The organism is Paenibacillus xylanilyticus (assembly GCF_009664365.1).
Taxonomy (GTDB): domain Bacteria; phylum Bacillota; class Bacilli; order Paenibacillales; family Paenibacillaceae; genus Paenibacillus; species Paenibacillus xylanilyticus_A.
This window is the reverse complement of the sequence record NZ_CP044310.1, coordinates 989,039-1,011,351: the sequence shown is the minus strand read 5'-3', so window position 1 is coordinate 1,011,351 and position 22,313 is coordinate 989,039. Positions and strand designations below refer to the sequence as shown.

Genomic DNA, 22,313 nt, shown 5'->3' with positions numbered 1-22,313 from the left:
GGCCTTGAATACAGAAGTCACGGAGTTTATCGAACAGATCTCAACCCCCTGGCAAATCGCCGTAGCAGGACAATTACGCCAGCTCGTGCACGATTCCATTCCGGACGCGCAGGAGCGCATACAATACAAGAAGCCTCATTTCCTGAAGAATGGCAAATATGCAGCGGTCATCTCCCCTTCCAAACAGGCGGTGTCCTTCACCATTTTTAATACGGCTGCTCTTGATCTGCCCGATGGAGTATTCGAAGGACCAGCAGAACGCAAAACGATTAAAATCAAGGAAAAGGATACACCGGATTACGAATGGCTGGCAGGTCTCCTAACGCAGGCATCTGCAGAATTGTAGAAGGATGTACAAACTAATCTATTATAAGTGATTTCGTTCGAGTCTACTATGTTAGACTTGTTCTATTTCAAGATAATATATGTAGTCCTGTAATTTGAATATGATGCTCTTAACACTATATCCATCCGGTTATCGAATCCTAAATTGCTTTTGTTTTTTAAAGCGTAAGAAAACGAAAATAAAATACACCAGGTCAACCATGGTGGGCCCTGACCATGCTCGGCCTGGTTTATATAACGACGTTCCCCACATTCATATTAAAAAAACTACGAAACAAGCGTTTAGTGATATTGTGGCTTCATTGGGGGTGTTATAATCCTTGTTGTTGAGACTGTAGAGAGTTTACACATAAAATGCTTCACAGCTCTATCGACTTCTCTAGTTCATACACCTCATTGCATCTTTTATTTATCCATTCTACTGCTGATTCTGCATCTTCTCTTAACATAACGCCTTGTTTGCACTTATACTGATAATTTTCCTTTGCCCATAGCAGTATAATCTTTGTATATTCTAAAGTCTCAATTTTACATGTACTGTCCTCTTCATCATCTTCGGCAAAAATGTCTTCAATAGTTGTAAAACGTTCATCTGATTTTATTATGTTTACATTCCCCCCACCTTCGTATAAAGTTACCCTTCCTTTTAATAATTCGAGTAATTTTTCAATTTCATCCTTTACAGTAGGAAAATCCCCAAAAATATCCGAACCTAGTGAATTACTAATCAGATAACCATTCTTTAATGATGTATCTATACCGAAATCCAAAATAACCTCATTAAAATCTTCATTATATTCAGTGGTATACAAATATTTAATCATATAGTTATCTCCATTCTCTTAATACAACGGATATGCTGACGTGATTTTCCCATTTTTTACAACAAACTCAATATTCATTCCTGTACTCGCAGTCCCTCTATATCTATTATTCTTGAAAACAACTTTGTTGTCGAAAGCTATATTGTGCATGAGTAAAATCAGCATAAAAGTTTTCTTTTGTACTCCCATCCCATACTCTCTCAATCTCAAATATCCGTTGTTTCAGGTTGTTATTCATCTGATAAATCTGGTTCTGAGCAGCTTCGAACTGTCTGGATACAGCAAGAAGTTGCTCTGGTGTTACTTTTATAGTAGTCATAGCGTACCTCATATAATAAGTTTCCGTTGTTAAACGAAGCTTTCATCCTCCACTACAATGCCACAAGAATTCGGCCACCCGTAGTATGAAATATTATTATAAATGAGGCACACCGTGAGTAGGTAGCTACTCACGATGTATTTGCATAGTCCACTTTTCCCTAATTATATCCAAAACATAATACTACTTGGAACCTATTCTGCTTCCTACTCATCTAAAAATTCAATACTTATAAGTCCGATCATTCGGCAATCTAGTTAAGATTGCTGATACGTCACCGCAGTCATCTGACACGGCTCACATAGAAACATATAATACATACCCTCGCCATACTCCTCAATCTGTGCCCAGTCTACCTGCCCAACCGCCTTCATGGTTGTGGTGCAGCAGGGACAGACCGGATACGCTGCATCCTGAACCCATCCAGGATGACCGCCAATCTGGGATAGTGACGGTTCCATGGCCCACTCACTGCCATGGAAAGCTTGACGTGGTTCTGTCGAAATGTAGAATGAATCACCAGCATCCGGAGCAGGTTCAAACGAGTTTTCCGGATCAATATCATCCATTCCTACTGGAATGACATTGTGGGTACTCCAGAAGGGCTCCCCTTTTGAGCTAGTCTCCATATACACCACACCGTAGCAGCTGCAGTTGATACAAGTTTGAATCTGTAGCTTTTCAGCTTGCCAGGAAACAGTTTGCAAGGCCGGATGTCTAACATCCAGAGCAACCAAAGTGGTTAAAGCGGTTCCACACCATGGACAGCTGCCGGTACTTGTTTGAAGCATTTGAATGGGTACGCCGCTTGAAGGCGCAATCGTTCCATCCTTTGCATCACCTTTATATAATGAATAACTTGGGCTGATGAACAATTCTCTTCGCTTCCCGTCCTTGGTGAGTTCCCACCCGGCTTCTAAGGTGTATTGTTCTGGTCTCACATATAACGGATCTGCCCAGGCCGGCGGAGACTGCTTCCACTGCCAGAACTGCTCCACGACTACCTCATCGCCGATATAGGCTAACATAATCAGGATATGGTTACGATTCTCGTCATCGGTGTGCACCTGCTGCAAGAACTGATCCCGCACTTTCGCTGAAGCACTTTTATACAGGAGCGCAGGGTAGTAGATCTCCTGCTCCAACAACTCGGGAATCTGTGCAGCGAGCGAGATATCATGGTAACAGACCAGGTACAGCAGAATGTCTTTGCCGGTATCAACATCATCGGTACGAATCAACTCCATCGCATAGTCTGCCATCGCTTCCTGCTGCTCCGCAGACAGTGACAGGTAGACTTGCTCTTGAGAGCGTTCATACGGCACATAGTGAATTAATGGATCGCGTACATGAGTTGTATGCATGATTTTCAGAATCTCCACCGGATCATGCACTCCCTCATACAAATTCACGTCCCGTCGATTCGCTTCAATGTATTTCCGATGTTCCTCCCGCTCCATCTCCTGCTTGCAGGGCATGCAGTACCCACCTGTCTTGGCCGCGGTTGCCGGTAAAATCGTATTGGTGCATCCTTCACGGATACACGGAATGCGTTCTGTCATTCCTAAGGACCTCCTTGCCGTCTGATCGATATACCCCCGAGTATATTACAGGAAAATCATAGGTTCTAATAGACCCTGAAGCTAAGAGTATCCCCGATGCGCAAAAGCACGCCATAATTTGTGACGTGCTGCTTATTATAGATATCGCTTCGTCCCGAAGCCACAATTCATCTTAGTGATGTCCCAGCTGGTCCTTGGTAAATTCATAAAAGGCTAATGCATCTTCACTGCTGGCAAAGCCCGCCTGAGCCATTCTGTCACTGCCCCCGCCTTTGCCCTGGTAGGCTCCGAGATTGCCCTTGAAGAATGGACCGCAAGACCACTCCGGCGGCTGCCCGTTCTGAGCCAGAACAACCTTGGCCTCCGAGATGCTGGCAAAGAGCACGATGCCCTCATGATCTTCCGTCAGCTTGGTCGCCAGGCTCTGCATGTCCTTGAGGGATTTGTCCTCGAATACCTGGGCAATAACTAAACCTTCCCGTGCAGATAGGAGTTCCTGCGCATAATACGCATCATTGGTCGATTTGACCGTACTCAGCTCGGATAGAAGCTGTTTCTGGTCTGTTTCCATTTTGTCGATACGGTCAAGCAGTTCTTCCTTGCTGGTTTTTAATTTCACCGAGATTCCGTTTAACACCTGCTGTACTGCTGCGAACTCGTTTAACGCTCGAAATCCGCATTTGAAGTAGATGCGCGTGCCACCTTTAACCTTCTCGGTTTTCAGCAGCTTAAGGATGCCGATCTCGCCTGTTGCCGCCACATGTGTGCCGCCGCATGCGTTGTATTCCACACCCTCCATCTCGACAATACGAATGTCCTCTGTCACAGTAGGCTGCTTCACGAGTGGCAGACGCGCTGCTTCCTCCGCAGTAACCCAGGAGCTGCTAATGCGAGCATTGCGGTAAATCTGGCGGTTCACTTCTTGCTCAATGGCTGTCAATTGATCCGCTCCCAATTCTGCAGCGGCTACATCAATCGTTGCATATTCGGTCCCGAGATGGAAACTGAGCGTCATCGCATCAGCCAGCTTCAGCGTGATGGCTGACAACAGATGCTGCCCCGTGTGATGCTGCATGTGATCGAATCTGCGCTCCCAGTCAATTTCACAGTGAACCTCCTTCTGCTCAGGCGCCCGCTCGACCTTATGCCATACCTCACCATTCTCGATGTTCACATCAAGTACAGCGACACCTCCGATTCTACCGAGGTCACAGGGTTGTCCACCTCCGTGCGGATAAAATGCCGTCTCTGCGAGTGTGATATATGTACCGTCTTCCTTGTCCACTCTACCCGTAATTTGTGTATGCCAATCCCGCGTGTATGCGGAGTCGTAATATAACTTTTGTGTCATTAACTAATCCTGATCCCTTCTCGTTCAATTTAAGTGCTGATCCATGCACATTCCTTACGTATCTGTTCTACAGATTACACTATTTGGTATTAAGACACCAAATTTCTGCCCTGCCGCTATAGCTTCTTAAACCAAAAAGACCACTCTGTAACCAAGCTACAGAGTGGTCTTTCTTACTTACATTTAACAATATTTTGGATATAAATCCAAACCTTCATTCGATTGAATTAAACCAGATTCCAGAAAAGAGCTGTATTGGCTACCGTAATCATCGTAAATAGAAGCGTATTTACCAGAGCAGCAACCCAAACATTATTGGTTTTTTCAAACAATTTGCGTGCGTACACGGCTGCAATCACCAGGCACGGAATCAGCGCAAACAGCAGAATGGCATTCAACGCTTGCCCAGGGTACATGGCTACACCCGTGGTGAAATCCAAACCATATTGAAGAGCCATCCAGAGGACCAGTCCGCCAACGTTCAAGACGATGGACAGGAACATGCCTCCTCGTTTGCCGCGTGTATTGGCATTGAGCGCTACTGTACTTACGAAGAAGTATATAAGGAAAAACGGTGCATAGCGCAAAGCCGTAATGAAATGCTCGCTCTCAAACGTCCGTACTGCAAACGTCCAGATCCGGAAATCCGTTCCAAAGATCGCCTGCACTGCAAACAGTAGTGCATAGCCAATCACGACCGCAACAACCGCAGTGACTAGACTGGCAATAATCGTGACCACATTCAGGCTAATGCCATAATCGCTGAAACGGGTTCCTGCATCCTTTTTGGAGAAGTAATGAAAGGCAAACGTCACTACAATCATAATTAGCGCGGATACCAGAGCCCAGTAAACAATCTGGTTCGTTGTCGGTTCATTGAAATACGTGCTTGTAACCACAATCTGATCGGCGTAATTGAATACCAGCCACATGACAAGAGATACAATGGCGAGAAGCACGCTGCCTACAGCGATATTCTTCATTCGGCTGCTGACCTGATAGTTGGTTTTCTTGCTGCTAGCCAGGATGAATCCAATCACTGCCCCCAGCACGCTTGCAAACAACAGGACCAGGGCAATGATGCGGAGCACATTCAATCCGTTTGCTTCTTTGTCCATCAGAGTCGGGAACAGAATTGCCGGAATTAGAGTACTGAAAACAATTGCAATCCAATAGATTGTTTTCTGCATGCCCCCAACCGCAGCCGATACTGTCGCAATTTCACCGCTGATCGCATTGCGCAGGAATGGCAGTCTGAGCAGTAGCGTTACCAGCGGAACAATCATCAGGAAGAAACCGATCAGGGCTACAAAGTTGAAGGCTTCCTTCGCCCACCAGATCTGATTGCCGGAATCCAGATCGACATGGGTTTGATTCGGTGAAGTTACACCTTCGAATGCATGCGCATAGAAGTCGATCAAATGTCCGGTTGTCGTTCCCGAGAAATGATTCCATGGGTGGGTCTGATTCGGTGTAAACATGATATGTTCACCTGTTTGGGATGGACGTACGACTGTACCTTCTACAGTCAAATCACCCGACTCCACCGGGATAAACTTGCCTGCCTCTCCTCTTGCAGCATCAGGCGCGAGTCCCAGGAAGGCTTTACCAGAAGCTGTTGCTGCGAAGTCCTTGCGTGTGACTGTGCCTTGAACTTCTTTTTCCTCAGCCGTTTTCTCTTCATCCGATTTGTTGAAGAAAAACTCGTCATATTGTCCGGCAATCATGCCCACTGTCCGGCTGCCGTAAGCAGCTTGGAGCTGATCCTGTGGTGCGACCGCTGCTGCATAAGAATAGTCAGAACCCACCGAAATTCCGGCATGAATCATCCGGTAACCTGTTTGCAATGCATTCATCTCATCCATATACATGGATAACAAAGTAGAGAAACCACCCATGGAATGGCCGCTGACAGATACATAGGCGTTGCCTTGATCATCTTTTTTGGTGAAATCCTGTTCATAGATATACTTTGCTGCGTCATACTGGGAATAGATCCAGAAGGTACTGAACAGATCCTTGACCGGAATATCTCCGCTCCAACGTGAATCCCCATGATCGTACATGTCCAGTGCGAGCACAATGTAACCGCGTCTCGACATTTCAATTGCAGGGGCATCCTGCATTTCCTTGGTATTCAGATACCCATGAGTCGTAATAATGACAGGCCGTTTGTCATCCGCACCCGCGCCTTTTGGCATGTATAGCAGGCCCGACAAGGTCCCGTGATCTGCTTCGAATTTGATTTCTTTGACTTTAACGGAATAAAAGGATGTGTTGAACATCCCGGCAAACAAGCTGCCGAAAATGACCAAAACAAGTGATAAAACCAGCAACCCCTGCGGTTTTTTCAAGAATGATGTGACTGCTCTCATAATAACTCCTTTATCGCTATGAAATGTTAATCCAATGAATGTATGAACGGACCTACTCTTGTGATGCTTGGATAATGTAACAATACACATGTAAAAATAGACTTAAGTATGGTTAAAAAAGGCACACATAAAGGCGCCGGACATCCGGCGCCGTTACCTGTGTCGCTTGCTGCTTATTCTTGCTAATACACTAGCTTCCACAATCTTTTTTTGCTATAAACGATATCTTTAACCGACTTCTCTATTTCATTGACTCGGAGATCTCTGTGAAAATAACTCCCAGTGCGTATGCACCGGCATCCGGATACCCCAGACTGCGATCTCCAACCGTACCTGCGCGGCCCATGCGTGCCACGATGTCTTCGGTTTTCTTAGCACCTTCAACTGCCGCTTGTGCCCCTTTGGCAAATGCCGTTTTGAAGTCATCACCTGCATTTGCACTTTGTGTCCAGGAATCGGCACAAGGTACGAGTGCATCAATTAGTGTCTTGTCGCCTACAACTGCGCCGCGTCCGAAGGAACGCTCACCCGTGGATTGAATGCCTTGCACGGCTGCTTGCATCATTTCGGCAAACTCGGATACATTCAGCTGCTGTTTATCTCCTACTGCCTTGCCGGCAGCGCGGAATGCCGAGCCCCAGATTGGACCGGATGCCCCGCCGCAATATTCCATAATAACGAGCGAGCATGCATCCAGGAACGAACCGATATCCTTCTTCTCCTCGCTGATAATATGATTCCATTCGCGTTTCAACTGACGGAATCCCTTCGCCACGCTCATCCCGAAGTCACCGTCCCCTGCATGGGAATCGAGCTCACAGAACGGTACCTCGTTCTTAATGATGATCTCACCCATCTTATCGATCAGGTACACGATATTGTCCAGGGAGAATTGGTTGTTGTTAATGACTGCAGCGGATGCAGGTGTCTCTACTTCATAGGAAACCGGAGCGTCTTCACCTACAACTGCTTCAAGTGCTTCGGAGTAGGCTACTTGTGCAGCCGGAGGACCGGAAACCTTGAATGCAGGTGTGTCACTTTCCTTAAATAACAACGACTTAAGCTCATCATCCAGCTTCAGGATCGTTAGCGATGCGCCAGCCATATCGATGCTGGTCATATAATTGCCAACAAAGGTGGTGGCTACTTGGAGACCCGAATGGCTTGCCAGCTCACGCTGAACAGAATTGTTAAGCAGGTACAATTCCTGCAGCGGCGTTGCACCAAAACCGTTCACGAGCACGGCAATCTCAGCGGATGTGTCGCCTTCCAGCTTCATGTCTGCCAGCAGGGCTTCAACCATGCGGCCTGCCAGCTCATCAGCAGAAACGATCTTCTCACGACGAATTCCCGGTTCACCATGGATTCCTACACCGAACTCCATTTCATCGTCCGCAATTTCGAACGTTGGTGTTCCTTTGGCAGGTACGGTACAGGACGTGAATCCAAAACCAATGCTGCGTACGTTCTGGGCTGCCTTCTCGGCAACCAACTTCACTTCTGCCAGACTGCGCCCTTCTTCAGCCGCAGCTCCGGCAATTTTATGCACCAAAACCGTTCCGGCTACGCCGCGGCGTCCTACGGTGTAGAGACTATCTTGTACAGCAATATCGTCCTCAACACGCACATGCTGTACATCGATACCGTCTTCCTCCGCCAGATGTGCAGCATTCTTGAAATTCATCATGTCACCGCTGTAGTTCTTGATAATCAAGAGAGTGCCCTTGCTGCTGGCCGTTGCCTTAATTGCCTGGTACACCTGAATCTGGGAAGGAGATGCGAATACATCTCCACATACCGCAGCATCCAGCATGCCTTTCCCCACATAGCCAGCGTGAGCCGGTTCATGGCCACTGCCGCCGCCGCTGATGAGGCTGACTTTATCCGCATTAATCTCTCTGCGTTTAATGACCTTATACTTTTTCAAAAATTCAAGCTCGGGGTGTGCCAGCGCAATCCCGTTGCACATTTCCATTACGACATTTTCAGCCTGATTGATAATTTTCTTCATTACTTTGCCTCCCGGCGAGCTTTGTATTCCCGACCCATACGGTCAGCCGCTGCAATGGCAGCAGCCACTTCAGGAACAGTGATCGGGAATGGCATAGCGTGAATGGATTCTTCCGGAATACATGCGATCTCTGCCACTTTCAGCAGCTCTTCTTGAGTAATGGTATCTACACCGATATCCGCCAAACTTACAGGCAGTCCCACCTCGAGGCAGAAGTCCATGACTTCATGCAGCTCCTCGGTTGGTGCATTTTCAAGGACGAGCTGTGCAATCGTACCGAAGGATACTTTTTCACCGTGGAAGAAGTGGTGTGTACCCTCCAGAACCGTCAATCCGTTGTGGATAGCATGTGCAGCGGCCAGACCGCCACTTTCGAATCCAAGACCTGACAGCAGAATGTTGGTCTCAACGATATTTTCCAGCGCTTGTGTTACAACGTTGCTGTCGCTGGCTACTTTTGCTTTTGCTCCGTCCGTCAGCAGCATTTCATAACACAATTTTGCCAGCGCCAGTGCTGCATTCGTACCTACAGCAGACGGAGTATATCCTTCGCGGGATCCCATTGGCAGACTTGCGTTTACACGAGAATACGATTTCGCTGTTGCTCTTGCTTCGAAGTACGTAGAGAGTGCGTCTCCCATACCGGATACGAGGAAGCGTGTTGGTGCGTTAGCGATTACGGTTGTATCCACCAGCACGACGCTTGGACTTTGTTTGAAATACGCGTAGTCATCAAAAGATCCTTCCGGTGTATACAATACCGCCGAGTGACTTGTTGGCGCATCGGTAGCAGCAATGGTTGGGCAAATGATCAACGCTTCGCCTTCCGCTACACATTTGGCTGCATCAATGGCTTTACCGCCTCCCAGGCCGATAGTGCAGGTGCATCCTTTTTCCTTCGCAATTTCCTGCAGACGAGCCACTTCCTGACGGGAGCACTCCCCTCTAAAACCGCTTTCAACAAAGGTAATATTGAACTTTTCTGCTGTTGCATCAAGCTTCGCCTTGACCCGTTGTACATCATCCGGATGTGCGATCAATAAAGCGGAATCTCCAAAGGATTTCACAAAGTAACCAAGGTTCAACAGTTCATCTTCGCCTTGCACATATTTGGTTGGACTGATAAATGCTTTTCTCATAATGGTATGCCTCCTAAAGATAGTTAATAGGGTGGTCGTGTTAAATGCATCAAATTTGAATGGCTCACAATTAATCTAAATATATCTCATGAATGCGAGAGACACATTGGACTTTAATAACAAATTATTATAACTTCCAATCGTAATTTTTTGCTTTTTTCTGAAATCATGGTATGTTATTGTCATTGGATGGTGGAATGTTGACATCGTCTTACATTACCCGTTCGCATCCTATTCTAATATGTACAACTTGCTAACTTTTTAGCGCTTAAGGGCCATTAATCAGGTTAGCTATGGAGGTTCACAGAATGATTAAAGAATACTTGCACATTAATAAAATCCTCGACCTAAATAAATGGAAGCGTCTACAGGATTCACTGGCGAATGTAACCAAACTGGCCATCCTGACCGTCGACTACAAAGGTATTCCAGTGACCAGCCACAGCAGCTGCCAAGCGTTCTGCCAAAATGTACGCAAAGATCCCAAACTTCTTCCCTACTGCCAAAAGTGCGATTCGCGCGGCGGGCTGGAAGCGGTTCGGGTGAATGAACCTTATGTATACTTGTGTCATTTCAATATTATTGATATCGCCATTCCCATCACCATCGATGGGAAATACATTGGAGCCGTGATGGCAGGGCAAGTTAAACTTGCAGATCCGGACAAAGGTACCCATCTGGAACAGATCGTCTCTTCCAAAAATGTACCCATGCATGAAGCGAAGCTGCAGGAACTGCAAGACGATTATGATCAGCTGCCTGTCATGACCTATGAAGAGATTGTGAAAATATCCAATATGCTGTCCCTGCTGTGCAACTATATTGTAGAGGAAGCTCTCAATAAAAATTTGCTGGTGGAGATGTTCGAGAAGGCTTCGGGCTCTCAGGAATCCGTTAATCTATCCACAATTTTACCTGGGTACTCCATTCGCAATATTGAATCCATCAAAAAGGAAATGACCAATGCGATTGCGGATGCCTATCTCAAAAACAGTCCAAGCGATAATGCATGTACCAGCCCTGCGTTACAGCCTGCTTTTGAATATATCCACAGTCACAAGAGTGAGCAGGTGACATTGAAACATATGGCAGATCTATGCCACCTTAGTCCAAGCTATTTCAGCAGACTGTTTGCCAAGGAAACCGGTGAGAATTTCACAACCTATCTGGCCAAGCTCAAAATCAAATGGGCCAAGCAATTGCTGGAGGTTACCGACATGCCGATCTCACAGATCAGTGATGAGCTGGGGTTTAACGAATCCGGGTACTTTATCAAAATTTTCAAAAAATTCGAAGAGATCACACCAGCCCTTTATCGCAAATACATTCAAGAGCAATCTGTCACCTAGTTGAACTACTTCATCTGTTCTTGAACCCAGATTGCAGACTCGAACTTTACCCGAATTCCGTTCCAGAACAGCACTGCTTCCTTCTCCAAAACCGCTAATCGGGAACGGGTTCAGGTCTTCAATCCCGGTGGAATTTCCTGAAATAGGATTTTTTAGCCTTCGTTATTCCTAGTTATCATCATCTCCAGCAAGCCTCGTAATGCAGCCGATAGATGTTCACTTCGGGCATGTACAAGTCCCACTTCCAACCTGCAGTATGGCTCTGGCAAAGATATCACTGAAACTTCTCCTCTTAATTCGGCTTGGACAACCGAAGAACGTGGGAGTAATGATACCCCTATTCCGGCAGATACACCACTTAGGATCGTGTTCAGTGTTCCAAATTCCATTACATTGAGCGTATGGACCCCATGGCTATGTAGAAAAGCTTCAGCTTGAGTTCTGTGCGTACACCCAATCTCAAAGAACAACATCGGTTTATCTAAAACTTCGGCCATTTGATGCAAGCCTGGTTCCGCAATCAGAACCAGTTCTTCATCAAACACCTTGGTATATTTCAGTTCAGGATGCTCGACTGGCCCATAGACTAAGGCTCCTTGCAGATCATGCTGCATGACCCTCTGATTCAGCTCATGAGTCCCTCCTGTGACAAGTGAAGTCTGTACTTCTGGATAACAGGAATTGTATTTAGCCAGGAATGGAGCAAGGAAGCTGGAGGCCGCTGTCTCAATGGAACCTAAACGAAGCTTTCCAGCAGGTATACTTCCTGTTTGAGTCGACAATTCTGCTTCATGCAACAAATCCAGTATTTTATCTGCATACTCGAGCAAATGATCTCCAGCAGGCGTAAGTACCATTCCCCGGTTCGTGCGATGAAAAAGCTGAACTTGAAGTTGACTTTCCAGCTGCCTGATCCGCGTTGTAACATTGGACTGCACATAATTTAGTGCCAATGCCGCTTTACTAATACTTCCCTCTCGAGCAACTGTCTGAAATATTTTCAGATCTCCTGCATCCATGATAATCACCTGCTTGCTAGCTATTATTTTTATTGATACCCACATTCAATTCTGTTCATTTTACGTGAAACCACCCCAACTGTACAATGAGGTTCAATCATGACCTTTAATTACATCAACGGGAGGAATAACGTTATGAAAGCTATTATACATTCTGGCCAAAGTGGCCTCAGGGGGCTCCAATATACATCATCCACAAGCCGAGCACCAGGGTTCGGCGAAGTCAAAATTCAGTTAAAATCCGCCGGTCTTAACCATCGCGATCTCTTCATCATGGCAGGTCGCACAACCCATGACGCTCCGCTCATTCTAGGCTCCGATGGGGCTGGTATAATAGTAGAAACTGGCGAAGGCGTTGTACACCCTTCTGTAGGTGAAGAAGTCATTATTCATCCAACTCTCGGTTGGAAGTGTGCAGCAGATGTGCCACTTGTACCTGAGATCGTAGGCGGACCAACGGATGGAACACTTGCACAGTATATTACCATCCCTGCCGAAAATGCATTACCCAAACCATCTCATCTAACTTGGGAGGAAGCAGGGGTGTTATCCCTATCGGCATTGACGGCCTACCGTGCGTTATTCACCCGTGGTGGTCTTCAGCAGGGAGAACATGTTCTGATTCCCGGCATTGGAGGTGGTGTAGCCACCTATGCTCTGCTTATGGCGGTATCAGCTGGAGCCAAGGTAACCGTAACCTCAAGGAACGAAATGAAGCAAAATGAAGCCATTCGATTGGGAGCTGTACAAGCATTTGACAGTCATGAGGATTGGAGTAAGCATAACAAACACGACCACGTGGATCTGGTTTTGGATAGCATCGGACAAGCTCTTTTCCCCCAATATTTCAATATTATCCGACCCGGTGGCCGAATCGTAATGTATGGCGCAAGCTCCGGAGATGATCTGACTGTTCCGATCCGATCCATCTTCTTCCCTCAAGTAAGCCTGATTGGTACTTCCATGGGAAGCCATGAAGAGTTTGTCCAGATGCTGCAATGGGTGGAACATCATAGTATACATCCTGTAGTCGATAGAGTGTATGCGCTACAGGACACAGCGAAAGCGTTCGAACGGATGGAAAAGGGGGAGCAGTTTGGCAATCTTGCTATACGGATTCCGGACTCAAGATAACATTCAACTCTGGCATGATTCTAATGAGTGAAACAGAAAGACCTCCATACTCGTTTCATGAGCATGGAGGTCGGCCTAGTTTTTTTATTCGATACATGGTTTCCTTTTAAGGATGCCTTTCGTTCATTACCTATGGAGTGTGAAAAGGAACAAATTGAAGGGTTCCTTTCGGATACTCATTCCATTCCCCTGTCAAGGAAAACTGCTGTGAACCCGTGTATATCCCACGTTTGCGAATAAATGTCCCGCCGGCAGGCATGAACTGATCATGAGAAGCTGGATCACCCAGCACATCTACAATTCGGCCGTCCTTTTTGAGAACGAGTGCTACGACATTATATTCATTCGGATTATAGAGAGCTAATTCATCGTTATAGTAAGAAGCGTTGGTAATATCAAAGTAGTCATAGAATATGGTATCGATATAAATATAAGGTACGCCTGGATACACATCCAATACACCGTAAGGCGTCACTTGCATCGTCGATGTTCTTTTCATCCACTTGTAAACTTCCACTTGATATCCGGTTGCCTTATGTGACGGATTTCCATCACCTGTGTAATAAAGTTGCACAACACCGCGCCCATCTCCTGCATCAACGTATTGAGAGAAAAATAGCTCTGCCGTTCCTTGAGGCAGCGAGTTAACTTGAACTACCACAGCTCTACCGTCATTTCCAATAATCCAGTAGTTCAACGGAGATACTGTTATTGGAATTCGATTCGTATTCAAGGTATCCGGCCCTGTGAACGTTGAATCTGGCGTACCACTGTAGACTTTGAAACTTGTTTGATCCGGGAACAAACTTGAGGTTGAATAGGTCAAAGCATCCTGAACTCCGGATTTCGTATTAATCTGTACGACCCCACCGTTCACCAGAGAAGCAGTCCGAACATTGAAGGAGTATTCAACCTGCCCACCTTTTCCATCTTTCGCTGTTATGGTTAAAGGAGCTACTGCATTCCCCGTTCCAGGCTTAATCGTTAGTTGATTGCCGTTAATGCTCGCATCCACTGCTTCAGCTGAGCTGCTGCTAATTGTATATTGCAGTACATCTCCATCCGGATCACTGAACAATTGACTCAGGTCATAGGTGCGTGCATTCGTTACACTCGGCGTTAATACTTGTTCGTCAATACTATTTACAACCTCAGGTACAGAGTTATTGACTGGCGGCTCGGCTTGAACAGTTACGCCAAAAGAGGTCTGTTCTTTTCGTCCTGCCAGATCATATACGGTTAGTGTTACCGTAGCTTGTCCTTCTGCTACTGGATTAACCGCAACCTGTGCGCCATTCGCCGACACTGTCGCAATATTTACGTCTGTAGAAGCAGCATCCACCGTTAAAGTACTAATGTCAAAATTCAGCAAATACGGAGTAAGGTCTATATCCAAAGTAAACCAGGGCCATGTTATTGTTTGATCAGGGATGGCACCGAAACTTCCGGATTCTATAACCTGAATATCAATAGAGGCTGTCGCCTCTTTTCCATAGACATCTTTTGCTTGGATGGTAGCTTGAAATTTACCAACTTGCTTGGGATGAATAATCAGCTTGTTTTCCTGAATATTGAGCTCTGCGATGAGAAAGTTATTTAAGTCAAGTGGCGTTTGAAACTCTAATACATCGCCATCTGGATCACTAAAATATTGTGAGAGATCAATGACAACATCCTCTTTACCCAGAAACAGCGTTTGAGCAGGTAGATTACTAGTAAGAACTGGAGAAGCATTAGGCTTAGGATTAACACTTACTTGAAATGCCGTTGAAATAAGACCGCCTTTGCCATCCTCCACCGAAAAATGAACGGTGTATTCTCCAAATTTCAGAGCAGTGAAACGAAGTACTCCTGAACTCTCCTCAACGATCAATCCATCCGGATCAGTTGAAGTGGCGCTGAATGTAAGTGGGTCACCATCTAAATCTGTATAATAATCATTTAAATTAACAGAGGGAATGGAACCTGGTAGAAAACCTAAATATACGGTAACCCAATCAGGTGACTGTCCTACCGGATTCGAATTCGGGACAGGATCTACATTGATATCAAACGTTCCATTTGTTTTTCCGCCTTTACCGTCATTAACGGAATAAGAAATCGTATACGTCCCCAATTGAAGAGCAGTGAACTTCAACTCACCTGCATTTTCCTCCACAATAACCCCATCGGAATTGGATGAAGTCGCCGTATACGTCAAAGAGTCACCGTCTGGATCAGTGTATAGTTCATTCAATTTTACTATAGGGATGTTATTGCCGAGGTATACGTCCATATTCGATGGAGCTTCCCCCACAGGTGCACGGTTAAGCGGTGGTAGAACGACAACCCTCATCTCGACCTCCGTAACACCCGTACTTCCATCATCCGCAATTTGCCCATCATCGACTCTTATTTTGAGAACGACTTCTCCCGCCTTCTTAGGTGTTAACCTCAGTACGGATTCTGCATAATTGCTTCCGACGATTTCGGAGTCTACGATATCCGAGGCATTATTCGTCACGCTGTAGAGTAACTCCGATTCATATTTCTCATCATCCATAAAGTAAATCATGAGATCCACATCCTTGCTGCCTGATTCGGCAACAAGCTCCTGATCAGGGATGGGAGTTGCAAGAGGAGCTGCATTCACGTTGACCTCGAATGTAGATCTTAACCTTTTGCCTCGCCCATCATTAGAGGATACGGTTATTGTAGCTATTCCATGTTCCATTGGTGTGATCTCGAGATTGGCCCCACTAAGCACTACCTTAGCGACGGAGGACTTGGATGAAGCAACGGTATACGTTAACGGGTCACCATCCGGATCAGTTACATAGCCATTTAGATTTAAAGTGGCACCTTGTCCGTTCGCCGTGAACTTGCGGGTTTCAAATGCTTTCAGCAGTTCAGGTGCACGATTGGCAGCAACTGGAGTTTCACTTCCCCCTGTTCCACCTGATGAAGATGGCGATGCAGTGTTGGAAGAAGCCATCCCTGTACCTCCACTAACCGCGGAAGTTGGTACTCCAGCCGCCAAATTGACCTCAGCTACCTTCACATTTCCCGCTACATTGATCTGTGCAGCTGGATTATTTACCTGGAGTTGTTGAATGGTGGCTGTTGCATTAATATTTATCGGACCTGCCCCATCTACCGTGAGCTGCTGCACATTCACATTCCCGTTAAGCTGCATGGACTTAGATGTGTTCAGAGAAACGGTATCAACCGTCCCCTGAAGTTCCACTCTGCTTGCACCTTCAATGATATTCAACAGCGGAAGAGTAGCTGTCTGCTCAATATCAATTCTACTGTCTGACTGGACGCTAATCTCTTGAGCATGGGTACTTCCTGCCAGGGACACATGCACATCATTTTTATCCACATTCACGTCTTTTAGAGCTGAGTCCTCAAATACAACAGTATTGCTGTCTCCGCCCTGTACCCAAACAGAATCTTCCACTTTTACATTTTTGGCGTGAAAATCATGCTCCATCTCCGGGGCTATTGTCAGCTTACCTTTAATTGTAATTCCTTGCACCGAGGTGAAGTCTGCTTTAATTGTCAGATCACCATCAAGTGTAGTGTCCCCACCATTCAATAACAGATTACGGCTGAATTCTGCCTCATCTGTATGTGCAGCTTCTCCGCCTTTTCTAATTTCCAAAGCATTGATTTCGGTAAGATTATGATTATGGCTCGTGAACTGTATTCCAGCTTGATCCAGTACAGTTCTGTTACGATCATTCAGAAGGCCTGCTACGTTGTCAGAGATATGATACTTTACTCCGTTGATCTGGACCTGATCGCCTTGGAGCTGCTGAATAACAGATAGGCGATTTTCCGGGAACATGGCCGACAGAATCATGCTTACCGCTTCGCCACGAATAAGTCCTTGTTTAACTTTGGTTTCTCCTGGATACTCACTCAACAGATCTGCCTTTACAGCCGTTTGGACATAAGGTGCAGCCCAAGAGCTTGTTCCGTTCCACTCTTGTGGAACAGAGTCTTCCTTCGTTTCCTGTTTGGCAAAGGCTGTGGCTCGCACCAGAACAGCTATCAGTTCCTGCCCGGTGATCTGCGCTTGTGGTCTGAAGCGTCCTGCTGCATCTCCCTGTAGAAGGCCAGCCTTCTTCACCGCTTGAATGTAAGGAGCTGACCAGTTAGTCGATTTGACATCTGCAAAAGGTGATGATGATGTCTTGCTTACTGTCAGTCCCAGAGACTTTGCAAGAACAACCGCCAGTTCTTGACGGGTAATGGGATCGGTTGTCCGAAGGTTTCCATTCGGATCCCCATTGATGAAACCCATGGTTACAGCCTTATTCATGGAATCATTTAACCCATTTGAAGCACTGTAGTCTGAAGACACCTTAGACGAAGGTAGTACCTGCTCTACTGAATTCCGACTCTGTGCAGCAACTGGAACAGCATTGCTTAGGAGCAATGCAACTATGGCTAATTGTGCTGTCCTTTTCATTTTCCGCATCATGATTCCCCTTCTGTATCTGTTATAAAACGAATGAAGTTAAGGATTAATTAAAGGATCAAATTTGCCCAAGTTGCCATAATTGTTTTCTCCAATATTGGTCCATTCAGATGATTCATAAGAAACCTTATCACCTAGAACAGTATCCCATTTCCTTGTCAAAGATTGAGCCGGTACAATTACTGCCGTATCCATGACTTCCCCTTTGTAATATAGCGTCAGCGTTACTGGTTCTCTATTTACAACCAAATCTAAAGTCAAGTAATAGTACTCTTCCTCTGTAAAATCACTAAACTCTTCTGCAAGAACTAACGTACCTGTGGAGGGAATGATAGTACCCGAGTCTAGCGTAATCGGGGTATCCGAGTCGCTCCGAACAATCGTAATATCCCCTCCATTAAGTGATTTGGATGTCGGATTGTACAGCTCAATAGCTTGATTAAAATTCTCGCCCCAGACCAACTCAGAGATAAACAGTCCCTTTCCTGCATCAGGATCTTGTACATCTACAGCAAATGTTGTCACCGTCTCCTCACCATCCGGGTCAGAAGCCTTCACCGTAATTGTTGCTGAACCTACAACGTCCCTAAAGGTTAATGTTAACGTGTCTTCCTGCACCAACGCTTCTGCTACATTAGGGTCAGAAGATTCTGCCGTGTACGTCAGAGAGTCTCCATCTGCATCTTCGAATACGCCGGCCAGACTAACTGTATCGCTAACCTTTCCCAGATGTACATTCATTTTAGAAATTTGTCTTGCAACTGTGGGCTTATGATTCACAGCGGCAGGTGCTTTGATCACGACAGTAAACTTGCTCTCCACTTCCCCACCATTACTATCCTTGGCAGTTAACGTAATTTCAGCGCTACCAGGAGAGTAGGTGTTCAACGTCAGTATACTGCCTGTAATATCAGCATCGGCAACCTGCTGATTCGAAGAAGCTGCTACGAAGGTCAGTACATCTCCGTCGGGGTCAGAGAAAATAGTCTTCAAGTCTGTTGGAGCATTTGCAGCCCCCAATTCAACTTCAACCGCTTGCAATGCTTCAATCACTATGGGAGCATGGTTTACTGGCGGTTGAGGCGGGATGATTGGCGGGATTACAATCGGTGGAATGAAGAAAGGTTGGACGACATAGAGAAATGACGTTACCTCACTTCCTCCCTTTCCGTCTTTAGCTTTCACCGTTACCTTTGTATTCCCTATGGAAATGGGCTGTATTTTTAATTTGGAACCCTGAATTTCGCCAGAAGCGATACTTTGATTCATTTCTGAAATTTCATAACTCAGTTCATCCTCGTCCGCATCCGTAAATACAGTGCTCAGATCAATCTCTTGTTCGCCCTCTCCCAAAAAAACGATCTTATCGGGAATAATTGCTTGAACAATCGGTTGATGATTAACAGGAGACGGTGGCACAACAACTGGCGGTTCTGGTTCTGGTTCCGGTGTCGGCTCCGGCGTTGGCGTCGGTGTTGGCTCCGGCGTCGGCGTTGGTGTCGGTTCTGGTGCTGTTGGTCCTGATGAACCTGAACCCGAATTTGAATTGCTTGTTTCCGTAGAAGCAGACGATGTTGGTGCCGAAGGCGTATTGCGAATGATCTGAGATAAAGCTCCACCATCCGCAAGGGTTACTTTCTCTGCTTTCACGCTGGCAGGCAATTGAACGATCGATTTCGCATTTTTCAGCACAACCTGTCTCCACGTCCCACTTCCCTGAACAATAATTTTATCGGTGGTATCAACCGTCACTTCATCAATATCACTTTCGATAGTTAGTGTACTTGACCCAAATTTCAAAATAACTTTGGATAATGTATCGGCTCTCAAAATGACATGGTCTGTAGAGACTGAAATTGCACCCTGATAGGATGTATCTTTCAGATTCAATGTAGTGGGCTTAGCAGCCGTACCCGGCTGTGTAATCTGAATTTCCGACAAGGAGGACAGATTGCGTGTTTTTGCATCATAGGTAATTACGGCATCCTGTAATGCTTCCTTGTTTCCTTCATTCAAAATGCTTTGCAGTTCCTTCCCAATCACAAAAGGACGCCCATCAATATAAGCAATTTCTCCGTCCAATTCGGTTATGGAAGCTGTTCGCTCCCCCGTCTGGAACACATCCACCAGAACTGCTGCGATATCTTGCCGTTCAACCAAAGATTTGGATTCGAATTTTCCATCACTCGATTCCAATAATCCGAGCTTCAGAGCCGTTTGGACCTGTTCTTTGGCCCAATGGCTGACCATGGGCTCATCTAAGATCGTTTGTGGCTGACCTCCCTTGATTTCTTGCGTCCCCGTAACTCTTACCAATATGGAAGCAAGCTCTTCTCGGTGGATCGGATCATTCGCGCGAAAATTCCCCGAAGCATCCCCCGTCATCCAGCCTGCCTTACGAATAGCTTCTATATATGGAGCTGCCCAGTCCTTACTTTTCGGGTCAGTAGCTGACTGTTCCTCAAGAGGTAATTGAGATGCTTTGGCGAGCAATACAGCCATTTCTCTCCGAGTTAAATACTGACGTGGGTGAAATGATCCATCCGGGTAGCCTGAGATTAAACCTTGCTTAACCGCCTCTTGTACGGCTTGCAGGGAAGTTGAACGAATATCAATTTCGTCTGTAAAAACCGATGATATCGGGTTAGCGCCTCTTGTTTGCTCTTCTGCTGCACTAACGCTTTGATTTCCCCACAGCATGCCAATTACAGTGACAGTAAGCAGCAGCTTTTTCCAGTCCTGATTCATAATTCGTGCCTCCCAAGAATACTTCGTTCGGCCCATATTCTAGCAAAGGACTCTGAACCGATTCTGAACAAAATGATTAACATATTATCCATTAAAAAGGAGGCTACTCATGTTGATCTGAGGGGCGCTTCACATAACAAGGATTTATGTCAACACATGCAATATAGCTTGAAATTTGAAGTGAAATAAATACAAATATGTAACGAAAAAATACAAATAATATCCCCCCATATCATACATGCACATTTGAAATCACCTTGTTTTTTTCAGAAAAGCACCGACTCTCTATCCTGAATTTTCGTTATAATGAAGCTAACTAGGAGCGATTGGTAGATTAAAAAATGTTCCACCGGGAACTGGAACCTGGATACTGAAAAACGAAGTTGTAAGCAGGAGCAGGAGTTTATCTGTGTAAGTCTAGTTAAGTAACTAATCATATGAATTATTCAGGAGGTTTTGTTATGTCTGACCATGCACAATTGGTAGAACAGGTTCGCAAGCTGATGAATGCCAAAGGAACCGAAGCGGAACTGGATGATATGCTGACTGAGCTGCAGCAGCAGCTGCCCTATGCGGAGATCAGCAATCTGATTTTCTGGGATGATCGAGACCTGACCCCCGAACAGATCGTGGAAGAGGCACTGGCAGCCCGTCCTATTCAGCTTCCGCCCCAATCCTAGCTTCTCATTCAGGAGGTGAATGATCTACTATGTCTGATGTGAATTATAGTAACTTTGAACAGCCAGATTTCGACGCACTCAATGGAGAAGAAAAGCTGCAGGCTCTTCGTAATTTGACCGAGCTAACAGACCATCATCTCACACACCAAGTCCTTGCTATCGGCATGAATTCTCAAGAAGAAGATCTGGTGCGTATCGAAGCCTGGCGTGCACTTGGTATCGCAAGCTCCTCTGATCCCCTGGATGAAGTCCTGCATGCTGCTGCGCAGCTTGTTCGTGACCCGGACGAAGATGAGGATGTACAAAACTACGCTTTGCAGACTCTGGCCCTGCTGCCCATAACGGAAGCTGAGATTCAATTGGCTCTGGAGGTCTTGCAGGGGAATGCCTACATCCTGGTCAAGGGAGCGGCTTTTGCTGTTCTTGCCGCCCATCAACATGTTTCCGGTGCCAGGTCGGCGTTAGAATCGCTTCAATCCGATCCCGATTTCGGCTCTTCCGCGAAGCGGGTATTACAATCGAACCAAGGAAGTGATAACCCATGAACAAACATGACCCTTCTTCCGGTGAACATGAAGCTTACGAAAATATGGATCAGTCCCCTGCAGCATCGGGAGAACATGCCGTTAAGCCTGTCTACCTTACCCAGGGTGAGATCAATGCCTTGCAGAAGGCGATCATGTTCCTGAAATTTGAATGCGAGGAAACTGACTCTCTCCTCTACGCGGGCAGTCCTCTGTTGAACAGTGTGCTGGAAAAGGTACGGGATGCGCATGACTATGCTGAGTACAGCAAAGACTTTCACTCCCGTCCCAATGAATATGCCGAACGTTTTATGAGAGCCAAACTGGAGCGTTCCTACGCAGAAGAATTAGACCCACGTGAACGAACAGCAGAACAACGGGCTGAAATTCTAGGCGCCTGCATGTACCCTTTTCCAGTGAAATAGCATTCAGTATGTTTGGGTATCTGCATGATTAAATATGGAT

General features: G+C 46.0%; 16 protein-coding genes. 6 read left to right on the top strand and 10 right to left on the bottom strand.

The window, feature by feature from the left end; translation table 11 throughout:
- Positions 1 to 4 precede the first annotated feature (4 nt).
- Positions 5 to 346: a DUF1801 domain-containing protein gene (locus F4V51_RS04535; RefSeq protein ID WP_153980559.1), complete on the top strand. Its 342-nt coding sequence runs from the start codon at positions 5 to 7 to the stop codon at positions 344 to 346.
- A 358-nt stretch (positions 347 to 704) separates the two neighbouring features.
- On the opposite strand, the gene F4V51_RS04530 is transcribed toward F4V51_RS04535, so the two are convergent.
- From F4V51_RS04530 to F4V51_RS04495, 7 genes are all read right to left on the bottom strand, one after another.
- Positions 705 to 1,169: a hypothetical protein gene (locus F4V51_RS04530; protein WP_153977035.1), complete on the bottom strand. Its 465-nt coding sequence runs from the start codon at positions 1,167 to 1,169 to the stop codon at positions 705 to 707.
- A gap of 106 nt (positions 1,170 to 1,275) precedes the next feature.
- Positions 1,276 to 1,488, bottom strand: coding sequence for a WXG100 family type VII secretion target (locus F4V51_RS04520; RefSeq protein ID WP_153977033.1), 213 nt, complete (start codon positions 1,486 to 1,488; stop codon positions 1,276 to 1,278).
- A gap of 257 nt (positions 1,489 to 1,745) precedes the next feature.
- On the bottom strand, positions 1,746 to 3,050 hold the full coding sequence (locus F4V51_RS04515) for a DUF1963 domain-containing protein (RefSeq protein ID WP_153977032.1): 1,305 nt from the start codon (positions 3,048 to 3,050) through the stop codon (positions 1,746 to 1,748).
- 172 nt (positions 3,051 to 3,222) lie between these two features.
- Positions 3,223 to 4,401 carry an alanyl-tRNA editing protein gene (locus tag F4V51_RS04510; RefSeq protein WP_153977031.1) on the bottom strand — a complete coding sequence of 393 codons (1,179 nt, stop codon included), beginning with the start codon at positions 4,399 to 4,401 and terminating at the stop codon, positions 3,223 to 3,225.
- A gap of 227 nt (positions 4,402 to 4,628) precedes the next feature.
- Positions 4,629 to 6,776 (bottom strand): hypothetical protein, encoded by a 2,148-nt coding sequence (locus F4V51_RS04505; protein ID WP_153977030.1) that lies wholly within the window; start codon positions 6,774 to 6,776, stop codon positions 4,629 to 4,631.
- Positions 6,777 to 7,017: 241 nt separating this feature from the next.
- A complete protein-coding gene (gene dhaK / locus F4V51_RS04500) occupies positions 7,018 to 8,787 on the bottom strand; it encodes a dihydroxyacetone kinase subunit DhaK (RefSeq protein WP_153977029.1) in 1,770 nt (589 codons plus the stop codon).
- Entirely contained in the window at positions 8,787 to 9,926 is a 1,140-nt protein-coding gene (locus F4V51_RS04495; protein ID WP_095361055.1) for a glycerol dehydrogenase, read from the bottom strand. The genes dhaK and F4V51_RS04495 overlap by 1 nt, the downstream gene beginning before the upstream one ends.
- A 308-nt stretch (positions 9,927 to 10,234) precedes the next feature.
- On the opposite strand from F4V51_RS04495, the gene F4V51_RS04490 reads away from it, so the two are divergent.
- On the top strand, positions 10,235 to 11,275 hold the full coding sequence (locus F4V51_RS04490) for a PocR ligand-binding domain-containing protein (RefSeq protein WP_153977028.1): 1,041 nt from the start codon (positions 10,235 to 10,237) through the stop codon (positions 11,273 to 11,275).
- A 152-nt stretch (positions 11,276 to 11,427) separates the two neighbouring features.
- On the opposite strand, the gene F4V51_RS04485 is transcribed toward F4V51_RS04490, so the two are convergent.
- Complete coding sequence (locus F4V51_RS04485) at positions 11,428 to 12,294, bottom strand: LysR family transcriptional regulator (RefSeq protein WP_153977027.1); 867 nt, start codon at positions 12,292 to 12,294, stop codon at positions 11,428 to 11,430.
- Positions 12,295 to 12,429: 135 nt separating this feature from the next.
- Here F4V51_RS04485 and F4V51_RS04480 point away from each other — a divergent pair, with 135 nt between their 5' ends.
- On the top strand, positions 12,430 to 13,428 hold the full coding sequence (locus tag F4V51_RS04480) for a zinc-binding dehydrogenase (RefSeq protein ID WP_153977026.1): 999 nt from the start codon (positions 12,430 to 12,432) through the stop codon (positions 13,426 to 13,428).
- Positions 13,429 to 13,558: 130 nt separating this feature from the next.
- Here F4V51_RS04480 and F4V51_RS04475 read toward each other — a convergent pair whose 3' ends face one another.
- Together F4V51_RS04475 and F4V51_RS04470 are read right to left on the bottom strand one after the other, a co-directional pair.
- Positions 13,559 to 17,899 carry an S-layer homology domain-containing protein gene (locus F4V51_RS04475; protein WP_153977025.1) on the bottom strand — a complete coding sequence of 1,447 codons (4,341 nt, stop codon included), beginning with the start codon at positions 17,897 to 17,899 and terminating at the stop codon, positions 13,559 to 13,561.
- 36 nt (positions 17,900 to 17,935) lie between these two features.
- Entirely contained in the window at positions 17,936 to 20,644 is a 2,709-nt protein-coding gene (locus F4V51_RS04470) for an S-layer homology domain-containing protein (RefSeq protein WP_162009894.1), read from the bottom strand.
- Between the two features lie 461 nt (positions 20,645 to 21,105).
- Here F4V51_RS04470 and F4V51_RS04465 point away from each other — a divergent pair, with 461 nt between their 5' ends.
- The 3 genes from F4V51_RS04465 to F4V51_RS04455 are packed head-to-tail and all read left to right on the top strand — an operon-like array spanning position 21,106 to position 22,273.
- Positions 21,106 to 21,324, top strand: coding sequence for a bacteriocin immunity protein (locus F4V51_RS04465; RefSeq protein ID WP_236146692.1), 219 nt, complete (start codon positions 21,106 to 21,108; stop codon positions 21,322 to 21,324).
- 29 nt (positions 21,325 to 21,353) lie between these two features.
- Entirely contained in the window at positions 21,354 to 21,869 is a 516-nt protein-coding gene (locus F4V51_RS04460) for a hypothetical protein (RefSeq protein ID WP_153977022.1), read from the top strand.
- Entirely contained in the window at positions 21,866 to 22,273 is a 408-nt protein-coding gene (locus F4V51_RS04455; RefSeq protein ID WP_153977021.1) for a hypothetical protein, read from the top strand. The genes F4V51_RS04460 and F4V51_RS04455 overlap by 4 nt, the downstream gene beginning before the upstream one ends.
- Positions 22,274 to 22,313 lie beyond the last annotated feature (40 nt).